Source organism: Streptomyces griseobrunneus (assembly GCF_046713465.1).
Lineage (GTDB): Bacteria > Actinomycetota > Actinomycetes > Streptomycetales > Streptomycetaceae > Streptomyces > Streptomyces microflavus.
Genome location: NZ_CP177080.1, coordinates 1894308 through 1911863, shown reverse-complemented (window position 1 = coordinate 1911863; position 17556 = coordinate 1894308). Strand labels below are relative to the sequence as shown.

The 17556-nt window shown below is 70.8% G+C and carries 12 protein-coding genes; 7 read left to right on the top strand and 5 right to left on the bottom strand.

From position 1 onward, the window contains the following. Positions 1–14: 14 nt before the first annotated feature. The 4 genes from ACK8N7_RS08270 to eccE all read right to left on the bottom strand — a co-directional run bounded on the left by ACK8N7_RS08270 (position 15) and on the right by eccE (position 5941). Positions 15–3173, bottom strand: coding sequence for an SCO5717 family growth-regulating ATPase (locus ACK8N7_RS08270; protein WP_500441710.1), 3159 nt, complete (start codon positions 3171–3173; stop codon positions 15–17). 329 nt (positions 3174–3502) lie between these two features. Continuing rightward, complete coding sequence (locus ACK8N7_RS08265; RefSeq protein WP_015611831.1) at positions 3503–3736, bottom strand: DUF397 domain-containing protein; 234 nt, start codon at positions 3734–3736, stop codon at positions 3503–3505. Between the two features lie 97 nt (positions 3737–3833). Further along, positions 3834–4544, bottom strand: a complete 711-nt coding sequence (locus ACK8N7_RS08260) for a hypothetical protein (protein WP_031124539.1) — start codon at positions 4542–4544, stop codon at positions 3834–3836. 41 nt (positions 4545–4585) lie between these two features. After that, on the bottom strand, positions 4586–5941 hold the full coding sequence (eccE, locus tag ACK8N7_RS08255) for a type VII secretion protein EccE (RefSeq protein WP_500441708.1): 1356 nt from the start codon (positions 5939–5941) through the stop codon (positions 4586–4588). A 182-nt stretch (positions 5942–6123) separates the two neighbouring features. On the opposite strand from eccE, the gene eccB reads away from it, so the two are divergent. From eccB to ACK8N7_RS08220, 7 genes are all read left to right on the top strand, one after another. Next, the gene (eccB, locus tag ACK8N7_RS08250; protein WP_500441706.1) at positions 6124–7650 is read left to right on the top strand and encodes a type VII secretion protein EccB; all 1527 of its coding nucleotides are present in this window, start codon (positions 6124–6126) and stop codon (positions 7648–7650) included. A 14-nt stretch (positions 7651–7664) separates the two neighbouring features. After that, positions 7665–8918 (top strand): type VII secretion-associated serine protease mycosin, encoded by a 1254-nt coding sequence (gene mycP / locus ACK8N7_RS08245; protein WP_500441705.1) that lies wholly within the window; start codon positions 7665–7667, stop codon positions 8916–8918. 149 nt (positions 8919–9067) lie between these two features. Continuing rightward, a complete protein-coding gene (locus tag ACK8N7_RS08240; RefSeq protein ID WP_500441704.1) occupies positions 9068–9535 on the top strand; it encodes a DUF2563 family protein in 468 nt (155 codons plus the stop codon). After that, positions 9532–11190 carry a hypothetical protein gene (locus ACK8N7_RS08235; protein ID WP_500441702.1) on the top strand — a complete coding sequence of 553 codons (1659 nt, stop codon included), beginning with the start codon at positions 9532–9534 and terminating at the stop codon, positions 11188–11190. The genes ACK8N7_RS08240 and ACK8N7_RS08235 overlap by 4 nt, the downstream gene beginning before the upstream one ends. Before the next feature lie 28 nt (positions 11191–11218). Then, positions 11219–12451 carry a S8 family serine peptidase gene (locus tag ACK8N7_RS08230; RefSeq protein ID WP_500441700.1) on the top strand — a complete coding sequence of 411 codons (1233 nt, stop codon included), beginning with the start codon at positions 11219–11221 and terminating at the stop codon, positions 12449–12451. A gap of 73 nt (positions 12452–12524) precedes the next feature. After that, on the top strand, positions 12525–12887 hold the full coding sequence (locus tag ACK8N7_RS08225; protein ID WP_403215248.1) for a WXG100 family type VII secretion target: 363 nt from the start codon (positions 12525–12527) through the stop codon (positions 12885–12887). 34 nt (positions 12888–12921) lie between these two features. Next, on the top strand, positions 12922–13221 hold the full coding sequence (locus tag ACK8N7_RS08220; protein WP_031124545.1) for a WXG100 family type VII secretion target: 300 nt from the start codon (positions 12922–12924) through the stop codon (positions 13219–13221). A gap of 231 nt (positions 13222–13452) precedes the next feature. On the opposite strand, the gene eccCa is transcribed toward ACK8N7_RS08220, so the two are convergent. Further along, the gene (eccCa, locus tag ACK8N7_RS08215) at positions 13453–17421 is read right to left on the bottom strand and encodes a type VII secretion protein EccCa (RefSeq protein WP_500441698.1); all 3969 of its coding nucleotides are present in this window, start codon (positions 17419–17421) and stop codon (positions 13453–13455) included. Between the last annotated feature and the right edge of the window lie 135 nt (positions 17422–17556).

Genomic DNA, 17556 nt, shown 5'->3' with positions numbered 1-17556 from the left:
AGACCTCTAACGCCTTACTGGTGAGGAGCCTGCGGCGGCTGCGGAGGCGTCTGCTGCCACCCCGCCGGATCCACCGGACCCTGCAGATCGGGCCGGCCTGCGGGGTTGTCCTGACCACCCGGCTGACCCTGCGGCGGGGCGGCCGGGGCCGGTCCACCCGTCTGGGCGTGCGGTCCACCCGGCCGGTCCTGCGGGGGGAGCGGCTGCTGCCACCCGTTCTGCGGGCCGGGCTGCGGGGGGTAGGGCTGCTGCGGGGGCTGCGGAGCGCCCGGCTGTCCGGCTGCCTGATATCCCCCGTACGGCGGCTGGGGCTGCTGCCCGGGGTAGGGCTGCTGACCCTGGCCCGGCTGACCCTGGCCCTGGTGTCCCGGCTGACCTTGGTGACCTGGCTGACCGGGTTGCGGCTGCTGCTGGTAGGGCCGGCCGGAGGCGGGCTGCTGCGGTGCGTACGGCTGCTGACCACCGGGGCCCGGCTGCTGCGGCGGGTAGGGCTGCTGCTGTCCCGGGTAGGGCTGGCCCTGGGCCGGCTGACCGGGAATCTGCTGACCCGGGGCCGGGTAGCCCTGCTGGCCCGGCATCGGCGGGGCGTACTGCGGGGGCGGGTTCTGGCCGTCCCCGGTCCACAGCCCCTGCTGCTGCTGGGCGCGCGCGAAGTCCTCCGCGACGAGGGCCGAGAGGTGGAAGTACGCCTCGCGGGTCTTGGGCCGCATCATGTCGAGGTCGACCTCGGCGCCCGCCGCCAGGTGCTCGTCGAACGGGACGACCACGACACCCCGGCAGCGCGTCTCGAAGTGCTGCACGATGTCGTCGACCTTGATCATCTTGCCGGTCTCGCGGACCCCGGAGATTACGGTGAGCGAACGCTGCACCAGATCCGCGTACCCGTGCGCCGAGAGCCAGTCCAGCGTGGTGGAGGCGCTGGAGGCGCCGTCGACCGAGGGCGTGGAGATGATGATCAGCTGGTCGGCCAGGTCCAGCACGCCGCGCATGGCGCTGTAGAGGAGGCCGGTGCCCGAGTCGGTGAGGATGATCGGGTACTGCTTGCCGAGCACGTCGATCGCGCGCCGGTAGTCCTCGTCGTTGAACGCCGTGGAGACCGCGGGGTCCACGTCGTTGGCGATGATCTCCAGGCCGGAGGGCGCCTGCGAGGTGAACCGCCGGATGTCCATGTACGAGTTGAGGTACGGGATCGCCTGGACCAGGTCGCGGATGGTGGCCCCGGTCTCGCGCCGCACCCGTCGGCCGAGCGTGCCCGCGTCAGGGTTGGCGTCGATGGCGAGGATCTTGTCCTGCCGCTCGGTGGCCAGGGTCGAGCCCAGCGCGGTCGTCGTGGTGGTCTTGCCGACCCCGCCCTTGAGGCTGATGACGGCGATCCGGTAGCAGGAGAGGACCGGTGTACGGATCAGCTCCAGCTTGCGCAGCCGCTCGGCCTCCTCCTTCTTCCCGCCCAGCTTGAACCGGGAGGCGGCGGACGGATTCCGGCTGCTCTTCGCCTTCTGCTTGCCCCTCACGAGCCGGTCGGAGGAGAGCTCGACGGCCGCCGTGTAGCCGAGGGGCGCACCCGGTACGGAACGCTCGCGCTGGTCGTGCGTGACCGGGGTGGGCCAGGCGCCGCCGGCGCGGGGGTCGACGGGCTGCCCCGGCTGGCCCTGGTTCTGCTGGCCGGGGTGGGGCTGGTGACCGGGGTGGGGCTGCTGGCCGTGTGCGCCCGGCTGGCCCTGCTGGCCCGGCTGCTGCTGGGCCGGGAGGTGGGGCGGCTGGGGCCGGCCCTGCTGCTGGTACGGCTCCGGCTGCTGCGGGGCGGTCGGGGCGATGGGCGCGGGCAGGTTGGGGGTCGGCTGCGCCGGGAACGGGGTCGGCTGCTGGTGCTGCTGGTGCTGCTGGTGCTGCTGGGGTGCGTTGGGTGCCTGGGGCGGTTGGGCCTGTGGGAAGCCGTAGCCGCCTTGCGCGCCCTGCGGGGGCAGCTGCTGCTGGTGTTGCTGCGGGAAGCCGTAGCCGCCCGCGCCCTGGGGGGCCTGGGGCGGCAGGGGTGCTCCCTGGCCGCCCTGGCCGCCCTGGCCGGGGAACTGCTGGGGCTGCTGCGGCGCGTGGGGCTGCTGAGGGGCCTGCGGCGGCTGGGCCGCGTGCGGGAAGCCGTAACCGCCGGGGGCCTCGTTGGCTGGCACGGGGGCGGGCCACTGCGCTGCGGGCTGGGGGGCGGTGGGCTGCGGGGCGGCCGGCTGGAAGGCGGGCGGCAGCGGGGGGAGCGCGCCGCCCTCGGCGGGCGCGGACCAGGGCACCGGCGCGGCGGAGGCCTGCGGTCCGGGCAGGGCGGCGGGCGGGGCGTCCTGGGCAGCGGCGTCCTGCGGGACGCCGTCGGCCTGGGCACCTGCCGCGGTGCCGATGCCCGTGCCGGAGTCGGAATCGGGGGCGCGGTCGCCGTCCGTGGCATTGTCCGCGCTGTCGTCCGGTGCGGGCACGTCGTCCGTGTCGGCCGGGTCCGGGGCGTCGGCGGACTCCGCGAGCTTCGGGGCATCCGCATCGGACGATGCGCCGGTGCCGGTTTCCGCGTCGGGGCCGGGGCCGGGGCCGGGGTCGGCGGTGACGGAACCCGCGTCCGCACCGTCGGCTGCCGTGGAGCTCGTCTCCGTACGGGAGGAGGCCGAACCCGCCTCCGTACCGGAAGCGTTCGCCGCTGCCTCGTGCTCGGCGATCTCCCGCTTGAGGGCGGCCGGGGAGAACCGCATCGTGGCGCCGCTCTCCACATCGCCACCGCCGAACGGACCCGGGTCACCGGCCCCCTCGCCGGAGGCGACCGAAGGGTTCGTCGCCCCCGGAACGACAGGCCCGACCGGAGCGGCAGCCGGAGCCGCCGTCTCCGCCACGGCAGGCTCGACGGGCGCGGGCGCTGGTGTGTTCGCGGGCGGGGCCGGAGGAGCGGGGGCCCAGTTGGGGTCGAAGCCGCCCTGGGGCGGCTGCCCGGGCACGGACACCGGTGCCCCGTGCGGCGGCGGAGGCGGCGCCAGGTGGGAGCCGGCTCCGCCCGACGAGTCCCCCGCCGCGTTCTGCGTGTACCAGGCGGGAGGGGTGTAGTCGATGGTGAACTCACCCGTCATCTCGGCGGGATCCGCGTCGGACGACTCGTCGACGGGCGTGTTCCATCCGCCGCGGGTCTCGTCCCGATCGCTGTTCACTATGCCTCCTGGTGTGGTCGAGCACCCTTGTGCCGTGGTGGGTGGGGGCGACCGGTCTCATTGGCCCGGTACGCCCGGCTCTCCCCCTTGCGACGCGCACAACCCGCTCGCAGGTTTCTTCTGCCGCGCCCCACCCACCCTAATCGCCATCGGGCGAACTCCGGCAGGCCGTATCGCACGGCAAAGAACACCCCCCGGGCCACCTGCCGCTCACCGGCGGAACGAGTACGGCAGAAGGGGAAGAGAGAGGCGGTCAATTCAGGTCATGTACGGACACGGCGAAGGGTGGTTGCCCGGTCGGGCAACCACCCTCGTACCGCATACGACGCCTACTTGAGGTCGAACTCACCGTCGCGGGCACCCAGGACGAACGCCCGCCACTCCGCCTCGGTGTACCGCAGGACGGTGTCCGGGTCCAGGGAGGAGCGCATCGCGACCGCGCCCCCGGGCAGATGCGCGATCTCGACCCGCTCCTCGACGTCCTCGGTGCCGGGTGCGCTCAGCCACTCCACGCCCGAGATGTCCAGAGCGTAGAGCTCGTCCTTTTCCTGCTGGGTGCCCATGCCGGCGTCCCTTCCGATCGAACTGTCGAACTGTGTGTCGTTGACTGGCCCATGCTCCCTGGTGGGAGGGGCACATGTGGTGCGAACGGGAGAGGAATCAGTCCATCCGGCGAGCTGTGCCCAGCAGTCCGGTCTCCGCGTCCGTCGCACTCGTCATCACCCAGTGGTGGTCCCGGCCCGCCACCCACAGCGTCACGCCGTCGGCCAGCGTCGGCAGCGCCTCGCTCTCGGCCCGTGCGAGCCCCAGGATCCGGCCGATCTGCTCCGCCTCGTCGGGCGAGACCCGCTGGATGCCCACGAGCGCCGAGGAGCGCATCAACCGGGGTGCCACGGGGCTCAGATAGGGCAGCAGTGTCAGCACGGACTGCCAGGGGGAGGAGATCACCCGGCCGCGCGGCGGCCGCATACCGCAGTCGCGGATCACCACCACGGGGCTGCCGACCGTCGCACCGGTCGGCGGGACGCGCCCCACGTCGTACAGGGAGACGCACTCCAGCCCGGCGCCCGCCGCCTGCGCCAGCGTCGTCCAGGCCTGGACCCGCCCGGTCTCGACCGCCACCCGGGCACCCGTTCCGGCGGCGCGCAGCGCCAGCACCTGCGCCGTCCACAGGCCACCGATCAGCGTGACGTCGTACGGGACGGGCCGGTGGAACCCGATCAGCTGCGGGCGCCCCTCCGCGTCGTCGCCGATGATCACGCCGTCGTCGCCGACCGGGAGCGACAGGGCACCCAGATGGCCGGTGAGCACGGTGTGGCCCGCGTGGCGGGGGCCGAGCAGTCCGCGCCTGGCCCCGATCCGCTCCGTCACGCCGCCCGCCACCGCTGCTCCGCCTCTCCTCGATCCGCTCCTCACTGGGCTCCTCCCAGCGGGAGCGTCGCCAGCACACCCGGCAGCTGTTCGCGGTCCAGCCGCGCCAGACCCACCTTGGCGTGCCGGGCGGCCTGCTCCAACGTCCTTCGTACACCGACCAGTTCGGTGTCGGACCCGCCGGTCACCCGGACATGGCCGCTCACGCTAGTCTCGCCCTGCCGCTCCCCGCGCCGCACGGTGAGGCTGAAGGTCGTGGCGTACGCGGGGACCGACGTCAGCAGCGCGACCAGCTGAGGGAGCGGCGTCGCACCCCGGCCCAACTCGGGCCAGCGGTCCACGGCGTACGTGGTGTGCCAGCGGTCGTCGCACCGCCAGACCCGCGAGGTCTCCATCGTGCGCCGCTGCGGTGCGGTGTCCGGGCGCCCGGCCCGGCCCGACAGCAGGGGGTTGGCGCAGGCGGACGTGGCGACGGCCGCGTTCAGCTCGTCCTGGTCCAGCACCACGGCCCGGAACCCGGCCCCCGTGATCCGGCTCGCCACATGGTCCGCGACCCGCACCAGGCAGCGCTGGGCTCCCTCGACCCCGCCGCCCCGCGCCTCGATGGCCTCCCGGCACAGCTCCGGATCCAGCTTCACCGCGACCCAGGTCATACGCAGCGCGGGCGCCCCGGTCTTGTCCTGGAGCGGCCCGTACGAGAGACGGGCCACCGACTGCTGCGGCAGATGCGGGGCGGGAGCGGCGCGTACCTGCTGCACCAACTGCGCCGACTCCAGCACGATGTCGTCGACGTGGAGGGCGTCGCCCAGCAGCGACAGCGGGAGCGAGCGCGCGCCGAACGCGGGCCGCAGCGCCTCACCGCTCGCCTCCACCCGCACCGCCGCGGTCAGGAAGGTGCCGTCGCCGACCATGCCCACCGTGCGGTGGTTCCGGTCGACATGGATGTGGGGGCCGAAGCCGGGCACGTTCTCCGCGACCGGGGCCAGCATCGGCTCCACGTCGGCGGCCGTCGCCGTCGCCGTCCGGCGCCGGGCCCTGAGCGTGAGGGCGCCCGACAGCCAGTCCTGGAGCGCGCGGCCCCGGCGGCGTACCACCGCGAGCAGCACCAGCAGGACGACCAGCACCCCGGCGGGCACCAGCCACGCACCGCCGAGCGCCGCACCCACCACGGCCACCGCGAGCGCCGCCTCGACGATCACCAGCTGCCGCAGCAGAGGCCGCACGCGGCCGGTCCGCGCGGTCGCGCGCAACGTCGTGGCCGCGGGAGCGCCGGCCGCGGTGGCGTTCGTCGTGGTGGCGGGGGCGGTGGCGGCCGGCTCGTTGCTGCGTTGCCGACGGGAAGGCCCGGGGGTTCTGCGGCCGGACCGCCCGGTACGCTCTCGCGTAGCTGCACCCATTGCCGCGTTGCCCCCTCGTGTCCGTATTCACCGTTTTTTGCACGGGTGTTGACCGGGTGGTCACCCTACCTGAGCAGTGGGGGCCGAGCCCCTGCGGGCATAGTAGGGGGCCGGTGCGACACCAGGGGCCGACGGTGCGTGTGGCACCCTGGTCGACCACTGGGGAGAAGGGGCAGCGGAACATGGCATCACGGCGGGACGAACTCAACGCCTACACCTTTGCGAAGCGGAGGTTGATCGCACAGTTCCTGCAACCCAACCCGAGCGGCTCCGAGGAAGGCGCACCGCGCCCCCTGCGCGCGGTCGTACCGGGAGCGATCATCGGTGTCGTCGTCCTCGCCGTCTTCGGCGCCTGGGGCATGTTCAAGCCGGTGGCCCCCAAGGGGTGGGACAACCCCCACGAGAACGTCATCATCGCCAGCAAGTCCACCACCCGTTACGTGGTGCTGGAGACCGGCGGCAAGAAGCAGCTCCACCCCGTCCTGAACATGTCCTCGGCCAAGCTCCTGCTCGCCCAGGACAAGGGCAAGGTCGTCAACGTCGACGAATCTGTCCTGGACAACGGCACGATCCCGCACGGCGCGACGCTCGGCATCCCCTACGCCCCCGACCGGCTGCCCGACCCCAAGGACGCCGGAGCCGCCAAGCGATGGGCCGTCTGCGAACGGCCCGGTGAGGGCGGGAGGGCCATCCAGAAAGCGGCCTTCGTCCTCGCCGAGCGCGAGGAGAAGAAGACCGACGACAAGTCGAGGCTGCGCGGCGGCGAGATGATGTACGTCGAAGGGCCCGACCGGACCCGCTATCTCGTGGACGCCACGGGCAAGGCGTACCCCGTGCCCGACGACGAACTGCTGCTGCGCACCCTGGTCGACCAGAACTCCGAGCCGCAGCGGGTCTCCACCGCCTGGCTGGCGACCCTGCACAAGGGGGACCGGATCACCTTCCCGGCCCTGGACGGAAATCCGGGCGACCCCGCCAACGTGCCGGGCACCCTGGACACCGACGCGAACAGGGTCGGCATGGTCCTGGCCGCCACCGCCGGAACCAGGACCCAGCAGTACGTCGTCCTCCCCGGCAGGGTCGCCCCCGTCTCGGACTTCATCGCCAAGCTCCTGCTCAGCAGCCGGGACCTGGACAAGCTCGGCCAGGCCGGCCGGGAGAAGCCGGTGGGCGCCTCCGCGTTCTCGCCGGGCCGGGCTTTCGGCGCGGAGCTGGACTGGCCCGTCCACGAGCCGAAGCCCGTCAACTCCCCGAACGTCACGAAGGGAAGCCGGAACACCGTGTGCAACGTCCTGCGCGACGTCGACGCCGACAACGGCGCCACCACCCTCTCCACCTGGGTGGGTAGGAGCTTCCCGGCGACGCTCCCCACAGGCTCCTCCAGCGCCTACGTCACCCCCGGATCCGGCGAGTTCTTCCGCCAGTTCCAGGGCTCGAAGACCGACGTGGGCTTCCTCTTCCTGGTCACCGACACCGGGCTGCGCTACGCGATGCAGTCCAACAGCGACAGCGGGCAGGACGAATCCGGCATCGGCGCGTCCGGCTCGAAGAAGGAGCGGGAGGCGCGCCAGCAGGAGGCGCAGCAGGCCCAGAACCTGCTCGGCTACAAGGACGTCGACCCCACGCCGGTCCCGGCCGCCTGGTCCACCTTCCTGCCGACGGGCCCCCGGCTCTCCACCGGCGCCGCGAGCCAGCCGCAGGGCTCGTGAGGAGCGGCAGGGACATGACGCGCCCCACGATGTCGCCGCCCAGGCGTCTCCTGACCGCGGCGGCCGCCACCGGAGTCCTGCTGGTCGCCCTCCCGATCCCGCCGGCCGCCGCGGACGACGCGACCCAGTGCACGTTCCCGTCGAAGAAGTACCCGGGCCGACCCTGGTCGTTGCAGCGTGTCCTGATGGACGAGCTGTGGAAGCAGTCCACCGGCAAGGGCGTACGGGTGGCCGTCGTCGACACCGGCGTCGATGTGAAGAACCCCCAACTCGCCGCCGCCGTGGACGTCAAGGCGGGCCGCAACCTGATGCGGAAGGACCTCAAGGACGCCAACGGCGGGAAGCTCGAACGCGGCAAGGAGAACGGCACCACGGACACGGTGGGCCACGGCACCAAGGTCGCCGGCATCATCGCCGCCCGCGAGGCGAAGGGCACCGGCTTCACCGGCCTCGCCCCCGACGCGACGATCATCCCGATCCAGCAGAACGACGCCGACGGCAACGGAACGGCGGAGACCCTGGCCCAGGCCATCCGCTACGCCGCCGACACGGCGAAGGCCGACATCATCAACATCTCCCAGGACACCGCCGACGCCCTTGAGCCCACACCGCTCCTGAAGCAGGCGGTGGACCACGCCCTGGCCAAGGAGATCGTGGTCGTCGCCTCGGCGGGCAACGACGGCATGGGCGGCAACGTGAAGCCGACCTACCCCGCTTCGTACGAAGGCGTCCTCGCCGTCGCCTCCTCCGACCGGAACAACGAACGCGCGTACTTCTCCCAGGGCGGCGGGTTCGTCGGCATCGCCGCCCCCGGCGTGGACATGATCTCCACCGTCCCCGGCGGCGGCCACTGCGCCGACAACGGCACCAGCTTCTCCGCCCCCTACGTCGCCGGAGTCGCCGCGCTGATCAAGGCCAAGCACCCCGACTGGACGCAGCGGCAGATCGTGGCCCAGATCCAGCAGACGGCGGAGCGCTCGGTGGCAGGTCACGACCGCCATGTGGGCTGGGGCGTCGTCGACCCGGTACGCGCCCTGACCGAGGACGACAAGCCGATCGACCGCCCGGTCGCCCGCGAGGGCATGAGCAAAGGCGAAGCCCCGACCCCGGCCCAACTCCACCTGGGCGAAACGGCCGACGAACGCAACGCCCGCCTCGCGACGTACGTCGTCGTGGGAGGCGGCGTCCTGGTGGCCGCGATCGCCGGTGCGGCAGTGGCGGTACGGGACATGCGACGCCGCGCGAGACGGCTGACGGGCGGTGGCTGACGGATGGAAGCGTCGGCCGGCACATGAGACAAGTCACGTGGCCGCCAACCCAATTGGCCCGGCGCCACGCAATGACTAGAGTTGACGGATGAGATGGGCTCGGATCGCATCAGTGCGATAGCAACGCGGAACGATCCGAGCAAACGGGGATGCACAACGGGGAGGACGGCATTGTGACCGGTCCAGGCGGTGGTGGCGGTACAGGCGATCTCAGGCGCGGAGTAGGTGCGCTGGAGACATTCAAGAAGCGGGTGGACGCCCTGCTCACGGACCTCGCGGGCTCGGCGGCGGGCAGGTCGAAGGTGGCGGCACAGTCGGTGTCGCGCGCCTCCCTGAGCGGCCCGAACGCCCGGTTCGCCGAGGCGGACGGGCTCTACACCCAGTACAACCGCGTTCATGAGTCCCTGGTCTCGCTCTCCAAGTCGCTGGGCGACCAGATCGAGTACCTGAGCCTGGGCGTGCACGCGGCGGCGGTCGGCTTCGACAACGTGGACGACGACACGAGGCGGCGCTTCCACGAGATCCAGACACGGATGGACCGGGAGCGCGCGGCAGCCGTCAAGGAGAAGCAGCGCAGCGACGACGACGGGTTCGAATCTGGGTGGGGAGCGAAGTGAGCGACGAGAAGCAGCCGGAACTGACCCCTGCCGAACAGCAGAAGCAGGACGAAGGACGCGTCAAGACCCAGCTCGTCGTCACCGACGCGACGGAGCTGGGGAAAGAGGTCCTGAGCCTCTTCATGCCCGGCAGCGTCAGCAGAGCAGGCCGTACCTCGTTCGAGGGACACGAGCTCAACGCCATCATCGACCTGGTGGAGAACTCCAACCCGGCGGACCTGGAGAACGCGGGCGAGGCGCTCTGGAAGGCCAGGGACGCCATCCGGAGCGCGGCGAAGGAACTGGGCGACCACATCGACGGGGTCGACTGGCAGGGCGAGTCCGGCGAATCATTCCGTAAATGGGGCAAGGGCCTGGTCACCCACGCCACGAAGCTCGGCGACTTCGCGGACGCGGCGGGCACGCAGATCACGGTGGCGGGCACCGGCCTGGCATCGGTGCGCAGCTCCATGCCGCCGCGCGACAGCCGGATGATCCAAAAGGATGTGGACGACATCCTGTTCCCCGCCCGCACTGAAACGAACCCGGAGTACGCGGCTGCCCTCACGGTGGAGAAGAACCGCCAGGAGGCGATCAACCAGATCAACCGGCTGGCGTCGTACTACGCGGTGTCGGAGGAGGTGCTGGCGGGGCAGGAACCGCCGCGGTTCGACCAAGAGCTTGGGATCGACATGCCCAAGCCACAAGGTAAGCGTGAAAGCGGCCGCCCCGACGGCTCGTCCGCAGGATCGGATAGTTCGGGCAGTTCCGCACTTTCAGGTCCCCCAGTGCGTGCGGCCATGGGAGAGCTCGACACTTCGGCTCCCTCCGGCAGTCGAGCGACAGTCGAGACTTTGCGCCCCGCACCCGTGCTGGACAGCACCACGTCCACGGAGATCAACAGCGTCGCGGCGCCTACCGCTCCCACCACGCCAACCAGTAATTTGCCTTCCCCGGTGGTGGCCAGCGGGGCAGGACAAGGGGGCACGCCAACACCACCCATGGTGACCGGTTTCGGAAATCCTGTGTCGGCAAGTTCCTCGCGGGCCACGGGGCCATCAGGGGCGCCCCGCTCCGTGAACCAGGCCGGCGGAGGCCTGGGTAAAGCATCCCCCGCAGGCTCGAGTGGCACAGCTCGGGGCGCTACTGGCGCCCCCATCGGCCGCCCGAGTCCGATGGCCGGTGGGCGCTCGGGTAGCGGTACGCAGCTGCCCACCGCCGGTCAGTCCGGTGTGACGGGCGGCCGTCCCATGGCTGCCCACGGTGGCACATCCGCACCGGGCAGCTCTCGTACGGGACAGGGCAACGGGATCGTGGGCGGAACTCCGCAGAGGGCTGCGTCTGGGCCGGCCGGGACTGCCGGAGCTCGTGGAGTGCCGCGCGGAACCGTGGTCGGCGGACCCGGCGCGAACGGCAGCATCCCCCGCTCCGGACAGCGTGGCGCTCCCGTTTCGGGTGCCAATGGGGTGGTCGGCGCTCCCCGAGGGACGTCGGGGTCCGGTTCGAAGGGCTTTACGTCCGGTGGCGCAGGTCTCGTCCGTGGCCCCGCCGGGCGACGCAAATCCGGACGGAAGGACGAGGAGAACACCGGGTCGACTCGTCCGGACTACCTGACGGAAGACGAAGAAACATGGGAGGCCCGGCGTCGCGGAGCCGTGCCGCCGGTGGTCGAGTAGCAGCCCCAGGGAAGGTTCGGAAGTCGGGATGACAGCAGGAATGGGCCAGCCCCAGAAGCGTGTACTCGGTGCACTGGCTGTGGCAGCTTCGTGGAGCTTGGTCTTTGCCGGTGTGGCACAGCCTGCCGCAGCTGCGGACGTGCAGTCCAAGCAGTGGTACCTCAGCGCGATGCAGGCTGAGGAAATGTGGAAGATCTCGACCGGTAAAGGCATCAAAGTTGCTGTCATTGATACGGGTGTCAACCCGAACACCCCCTCTCTGAAAGGGCAGGTCCTCAAAGGGTTCGATGCCACAGGGGCCGCTGGGGATGAGAATGACGACTACGATGGCCACGGCACGAATATGGCCGAGCTGATTGCCGGTACAGGAGCCGGTGGCGGGCTCAAGGGGCTTGCTCCAGGGTCGAAGATCATCCCAATGCGCGTCACCGACACAGAGTTTCAGAAGAAGCACTCTGTCAATGCTCGCGACTTCGAAGATGCCATTCGGGCTGCTGCCGACAGTGAAGCAAAGATCATCAGCATGTCCTTCGGGAGTCTGTACTCCACGAGGGGTGAGCGCGAGGCAGTCAAGTACGCCGAAAGCAAAGGCAAACTCTTCTTCGCTGCGGTAGGCAACGATGGCGCTGGGCGCAATGAGGAGGAGTACCCGGCCGCATATCCTCAAGTAGTGGGCGTCGCGTCGGCGGATCGGAACGGGAAGGTGGCGGAGTACTCGCAGAACGGGAATACGGTGGATATCGCTGCTCCCGGGCAAGAGATTCCGCAGTGGTGTGATAACTCATTCCAGCGGTATTGCGATGGCGGTAGCGGAACCAGCTCCGCCACCGCCATCGCCTCCGCCTCCGCCGCCCTCGTCTGGTCCGCCAACCCCGACTGGACCGCGAACCAGGTTCTCAACGTCCTCTTCGACACGGCCGGAAGGGACTGGGAGAAGGGCACTCTCAGCAAGTACCTCGGCCACGGCCTCATCCGCCCCGCGATGAACATCCTCAAGGGCAAGGGCGACCCCGGAGACCCGGACATCAGCCCGCTCACCGAGGAGCGGACCAACGGCTCCCCGGCCTCGCCCGCCCCCTCCGCCTCCGCGTCCCAACAGCCCACCCAGAACGAGAAGGCCGACGAGGCCGTCGCCGCGGGTGACGGCAAGGCGGCGTCGGACGACGGCGCCCCGGTGAGTCTGATCCTCGGCGGCATCGCAGTCGTCGCCGTCCTCGGGGGAGTGGTCTTCGCCGTCGTCCGCAGACGCGGATCGGCCTGACCGCAGGTTCCTCACATGTACCGGCCGGCGATCCATGCCGGCTCACAGAATCAACTGGAAGGAAAGGAAAGCCATGTCGGCAGACCAGAAGGTCTCAGCTGCTGCGCTAATCAAGCTCGAGAACGCCCTCACCGAGAGGTTCGACTCGGTGAAGGGTCAGCTCCAGCAGCTGCACGCAACGATCGACAGCTTGGAAGGTGCCTGGAAGGGCATCGGGGCCGGCGAGTTCAACAGCAAGCAGGCAGAGGTCAACAAGCGGATGGTCAGCATCGGCAACGAGCTGCTCCGCTTCCAGGAAGCCATCAAGGCCGCTCGTACCATCTCGGGCAACACCGAGGACGAGATCAAGGCGGCCCTCATGGGCGTGGATGTCGTCGGTGGTTACTCCGGCGACGCCGCGGCCACGGCCCGCACCTCGAACCTGAACAACTTCTGAGCGGTATTCCGCAACTCGACTGAAGGAGGACCACATGGCCAACAACGACGGTACGACGGTCGTCACTTATGCCAGCCTCGACCTCGCGGCCGCGTCGATCGACCGTCAGGCCAAGCAGCTCGACCAGGACCTGAAGGCGATCAAGTCCATGATCGCCTCGGTCTCCGAACTGTGGGAGGGCGAAGCCAAGACGGCCTACCGCGATGCCCAGCAGCGGTGGGACACCGAGGCGACCGGCATTCGGGAGAACCTCTCCCAGATCTCTCGCGCGGTGCGCGAGGCGGAGGCGGCCTACCGCAGCGGTGACAAGCGGGCGGCGGCGAACTTCCTCTAGCCGATCCGGCCAGGCAGCAAGCCGGCCAGGCCGCAAGGCAGAAGCAGCACATCAGGGTGGACACGCGCGGGAGGTGTCCACCCTGATGCATGTCCACCCCGACGCATGTCCGCCGTGCGCTTCGGCGTAGGCAACCGCCGGAGGCCTCCGAACGCCGCCGGGGACCACCGGACGTCCAGCGTCCAGCGGCCCCCAGCGTCCAGTGGCCCCACCAGCAGGCCACCCGCCCGACTACGGCCCCCCGTCCACCAACCCCGTCTGCACCAGCGGGTTCCCCCGCCGCCGCGTGATGAAGATGCCCCGCCCCGCAGGCATCGGGCGCGGCCGTACGCCGCCGAGGATGTCGCCCTCGGTCGGGTCGCCCGAAAGCAGCACGCCCTGCGCACCCAGCTCGGTCATGCGCTGGAGGAACGAGTCGTACAGGGCCCGGCTCGCCCCCGCCGTGTTGCGGGCGATGATGAAACGGACGCCCACATCCCGGGCGAACGGCAGCAACTCCGTCAAGGACGAGAGCGGGTTGCCGCTAGACGTGGCGACCAGGTCGAAGTCGTCGATGACCACGTAGACCGTCGGGCCGCGCCACCAGCTGCGGTCCCGCAGTTCCTGGGCCGTGACGTCGGCCGACGGGGTACGCCGCTTCATGAGGTCGTGCAGCGCGACCATGTGGTGCTCCATGTTGTTGGACATGGGGATGTACTCCGCCAGGTGCGTCGGCGGGGTCACGTCCAGCAGCGAGCGCCGGTTGTCGATGACGAAGAGCTTGCAGGAGTCACCGTCGTACCGCTCGGTGAGCTGTTTGATGATCAGCCGCAGCAGATTGGACTTGCCTGACTCGCTCTCGCCGAAGACCAGGAAGAACGGGTCGTGGTCGAAGTCGAGGAAGACCGGCGCCAGGTTGTTCTCGTCGATGCCGAAGGCGACCCCGCGCTCCGGAACGGCGTAGCCCGGGGGGAGTTCGCTCGCGGGCAGGGACCGCGGCAGCAGCCGTACCTGCGGCGCGGGCGCCGCCGTCCAGTGCCGGGCGACCTCCTGGTTCATCGCGGCCGTCGCCTCCGACAGGTCGCTGTCGGAGTTGATGCCGTCGATGCGCGGCACCGCCGCCATGAAGTGCAGCTTCTCCGGCGTCAGCCCGCGCCCCGGCACCCCGGCGGGCACGTTGACCGCGACCTTGCGGTCCAGCTCGGAGTCCATGACATCGCCGAGCCGCAGCTCCAGGCGGTTCATGAGGTGATCCTTCAGGCTGGCCCTGACCTCCATGGACCGTGACGCGGTGACGATCAGGTGGATGCCGTAACCGAGACCCCGCGCCGCGATGTCCACGGCGGCGTTCTCCAGCGCCTCGTAGTCCGTACGGAAGTTGCCCCAGCCGTCGATGATCAGGAAGACGTCACCCCACGGCTGGTCCGTCACCGAGATCTCGCCGCGCGCCCGCATCCGGCGGAAGGTGGCGATGGAGTCGATGCCCGCGCTGCGGAAGTACTCCTCGCGCCGCGACAGGATGCCGTACACCTCGGCGACCGTACGGCGGACCCGCTCGGGGTCGAGCCGCGAGGCGATCCCGCCGACGTGCGGCAGGCCCGCGACGGACGACATGCCGCCGCCGCCGAAGTCGAGCCCGTAGATCTGGACTTCCTGCGGTGTGTGCGTGAGCGCGAAGCCCGCGATGAGCGTACGGAGCAGGGTCGACTTGCCGGACTGCGGACCACCCGTGATCTGCATGTGGCCGGCCGCCCCGGAGAAGTCCCGGTACAACGTGTCGCGCCGCTGCTCGAACGGCTTGTCGATCACACCCAGCGGTACGACGAGACGCCCCGCACCCTCGAACCCGGGCTGCGTCAGCCCCCGGCCCGGTACGGGCGAGAGCCCCGGCAGGATCTCGTCCAGTGTCGGCGGGTTGTCCAGCGGCGGCAGCCACACCTGGTGGGCCGACGCACCGCGCCCCTCCAGCCGCCGCACGATCACGTCGAGCACGGTGTCCGCCAGCGCGTCGTCGTCCGCCGTCCGCTGGTCCGGCACCCCGGCCTGCGGGCTCGGCTGCACGTACCGCACCGGCACCGGCGCCGCCGTGAACGGAACCGGCCTGCGGTCCACCGGCAGCGGACCCCCGGACGCGACCGGCTGACCCCCCGCCCGGTACACCCCGGAGACGTACGCGGCCTTGAACCGCACCATCTCCTCCGTACCGAACTTGAGCAGCCCGGAACCGGGCACGTTGGGCAGGTGGTACGCGTCGGGCACCCCGATGGCGGCCCGGGACTCCGCCGCGGAGAAGGTCCGCAGACCGATGCGGTACGAGAGGTACGTCTCCAAGCCGCGCAGCCGCCCCTCCTCCAGGCGCTGCGAAGCCAGCAGCAGATGCACGCCCAGCGAACGGCCGATGCGTCCGATCTGCACGAACATGTCGATGAAGTCGGGCTTCGCCGTCAGCAGCTCGCTGAACTCGTCGATGACCAGGACCAGAGAGGGGATGGGCTGCAGCGGCGCACCCGCCGAGCGCGCCTTCTCGTAGTCGTGGATGTTGGCGTAGTTGCCCGCGTCGCGCAGCATCTCCTGGCGGCGGTTGAGCTCACCGCGGATCGAGTCGCCCATGCGGTCGACCAGCGTCAGGTCGTCCGCCAGGTTGGTGATCACCGCGGCCACGTGGGGCATCTGCGCCATACCGGCGAAGGTCGCACCGCCCTTGAAGTCCGCGAGGACGAAGTTCAGCGTCTCCGAGGTGTGCGTGACGGCGAGGCCGAGCACCAGGGTGCGCAGCAGCTCCGACTTCCCGGAACCCGTCGCGCCCACGCACAGCCCGTGCGGGCCCATGCCCTCCTGCGCCGCCTCCTTGAGGTCCAGCATCACCGGCGCGCCGCCCTCACCGACACCGATCGGCACCCGCAGCCGCTCGGCCTGGGAGCGGGCGCGCCAGGTCCGGCTCACCTCGATGGATGCCGCGTCCCCCAGGTTCAGCAGATCCGTGAACTCCAGGTTGGCCAGCAGCGGCTCGTCGTCGTCCCCGCCCGTCGCCATGTGCAGCGGGGCCAGCTGCCGGGCCAGCGCCTCCGCCGCCTCGTAACTCAGCAGGTCGGGCTCCCCGTCGTAGACGAGCCCCTGCCCCGACTCCAGCTGCAGCGACTGCGGCTGCACCACGACCGAGAGGCCGCCGCGCGCCCCCTGCACCTCGCCCGGCACGACCTCGATGACCGTCACGCCCTGCAGCCCCTCGGCCGAGGCGAGCACCGACATCGGGGGCACCGAATCGCCGTCCAGGACGACGACGATGTGCGGCTGCTCCAGGAGCGGCTGCCCGCCCGGCTGGAAGCGGGGGCGGCCGTCGAGACGGGCCGCCAGCTGCTGCTCCAGCTCCAGGACGCTGCCGGTGATCAGACGCCGGCTGCCGGCACCGTCGACCGAACCCCTGTCCTGTACGTGGGGGAGCCACTTCGCCCACTCCCACTGCGGGGCCGCCTCGGCGCCCGCCGCGACCCCGATCACCAGGTCCTCGGGGGAGTGCAGCGAGGCCAGCGCACCGACCATCGCCCGCGCCGAGGAGCGCGCGGACTCCGCGTGCCCGCTGATCGTCAGGTGGTAGAACGCCCGCAGCGACACGGCCATGGGCAGGCCGTCCAGCGTGGAGTGCGTCGTCAGGAACTGCTGCATCGCCCCGGCTGTCAGCGGCTCCAGCTCCTCGACCGGCGCCGTCTCGGGCGCGACGAGCGGGGTGGCCAGCTCCTGGCTGCCCAGACCGATGCGCACCTGCGCGAAGTCGGGGTCGGCGACCCGCCGCTCCCACACCCGGCTGCCCTCGGCGACGAGTGCCCACAGCTGCTCGGGCGAGGGGTGCAGGTAGAACTGTGCGTCACGCTGCTTGCGCGCCGTCTTCACCACCGTGCGCCGGGTCTGCGTCAGGTACTTCAGATAGTCCCGCCGCATGTCCGCGAGCTGACCCTGGGTGCCCCGCCGGAAACGCACCATCATCGCGATGGCCATGGCGACCGTGGAGGCGATCATGATCACGCCCATGATCCGCATGATCGGGTTCGGCGTCATGAAGAAGAAGACGACCGAACCGCCCATGCCCAGCATCGGCAGGAGCTGCATGAGCATGCCCTCCTGCTGGCCCCGGGGCAGCTCAGGCGGAGGTTGCAACTGCACCTGCTCGACCGGCACTTCGGAGGGCAGGGCCCGCGGTGGGCGCTTGACGACGATCTGGCTCACAGCTCACCAATTCCCTTGCCGGACGGAAGTGTTCCTATCGGCGCCCCCGTGGCGACGGGCTCCATCCGCGGGATGGATCCTACTGGCGGAGCGGGGGCACCATGGCGGTAGGGTGTCGCGATGCGTATACGCATC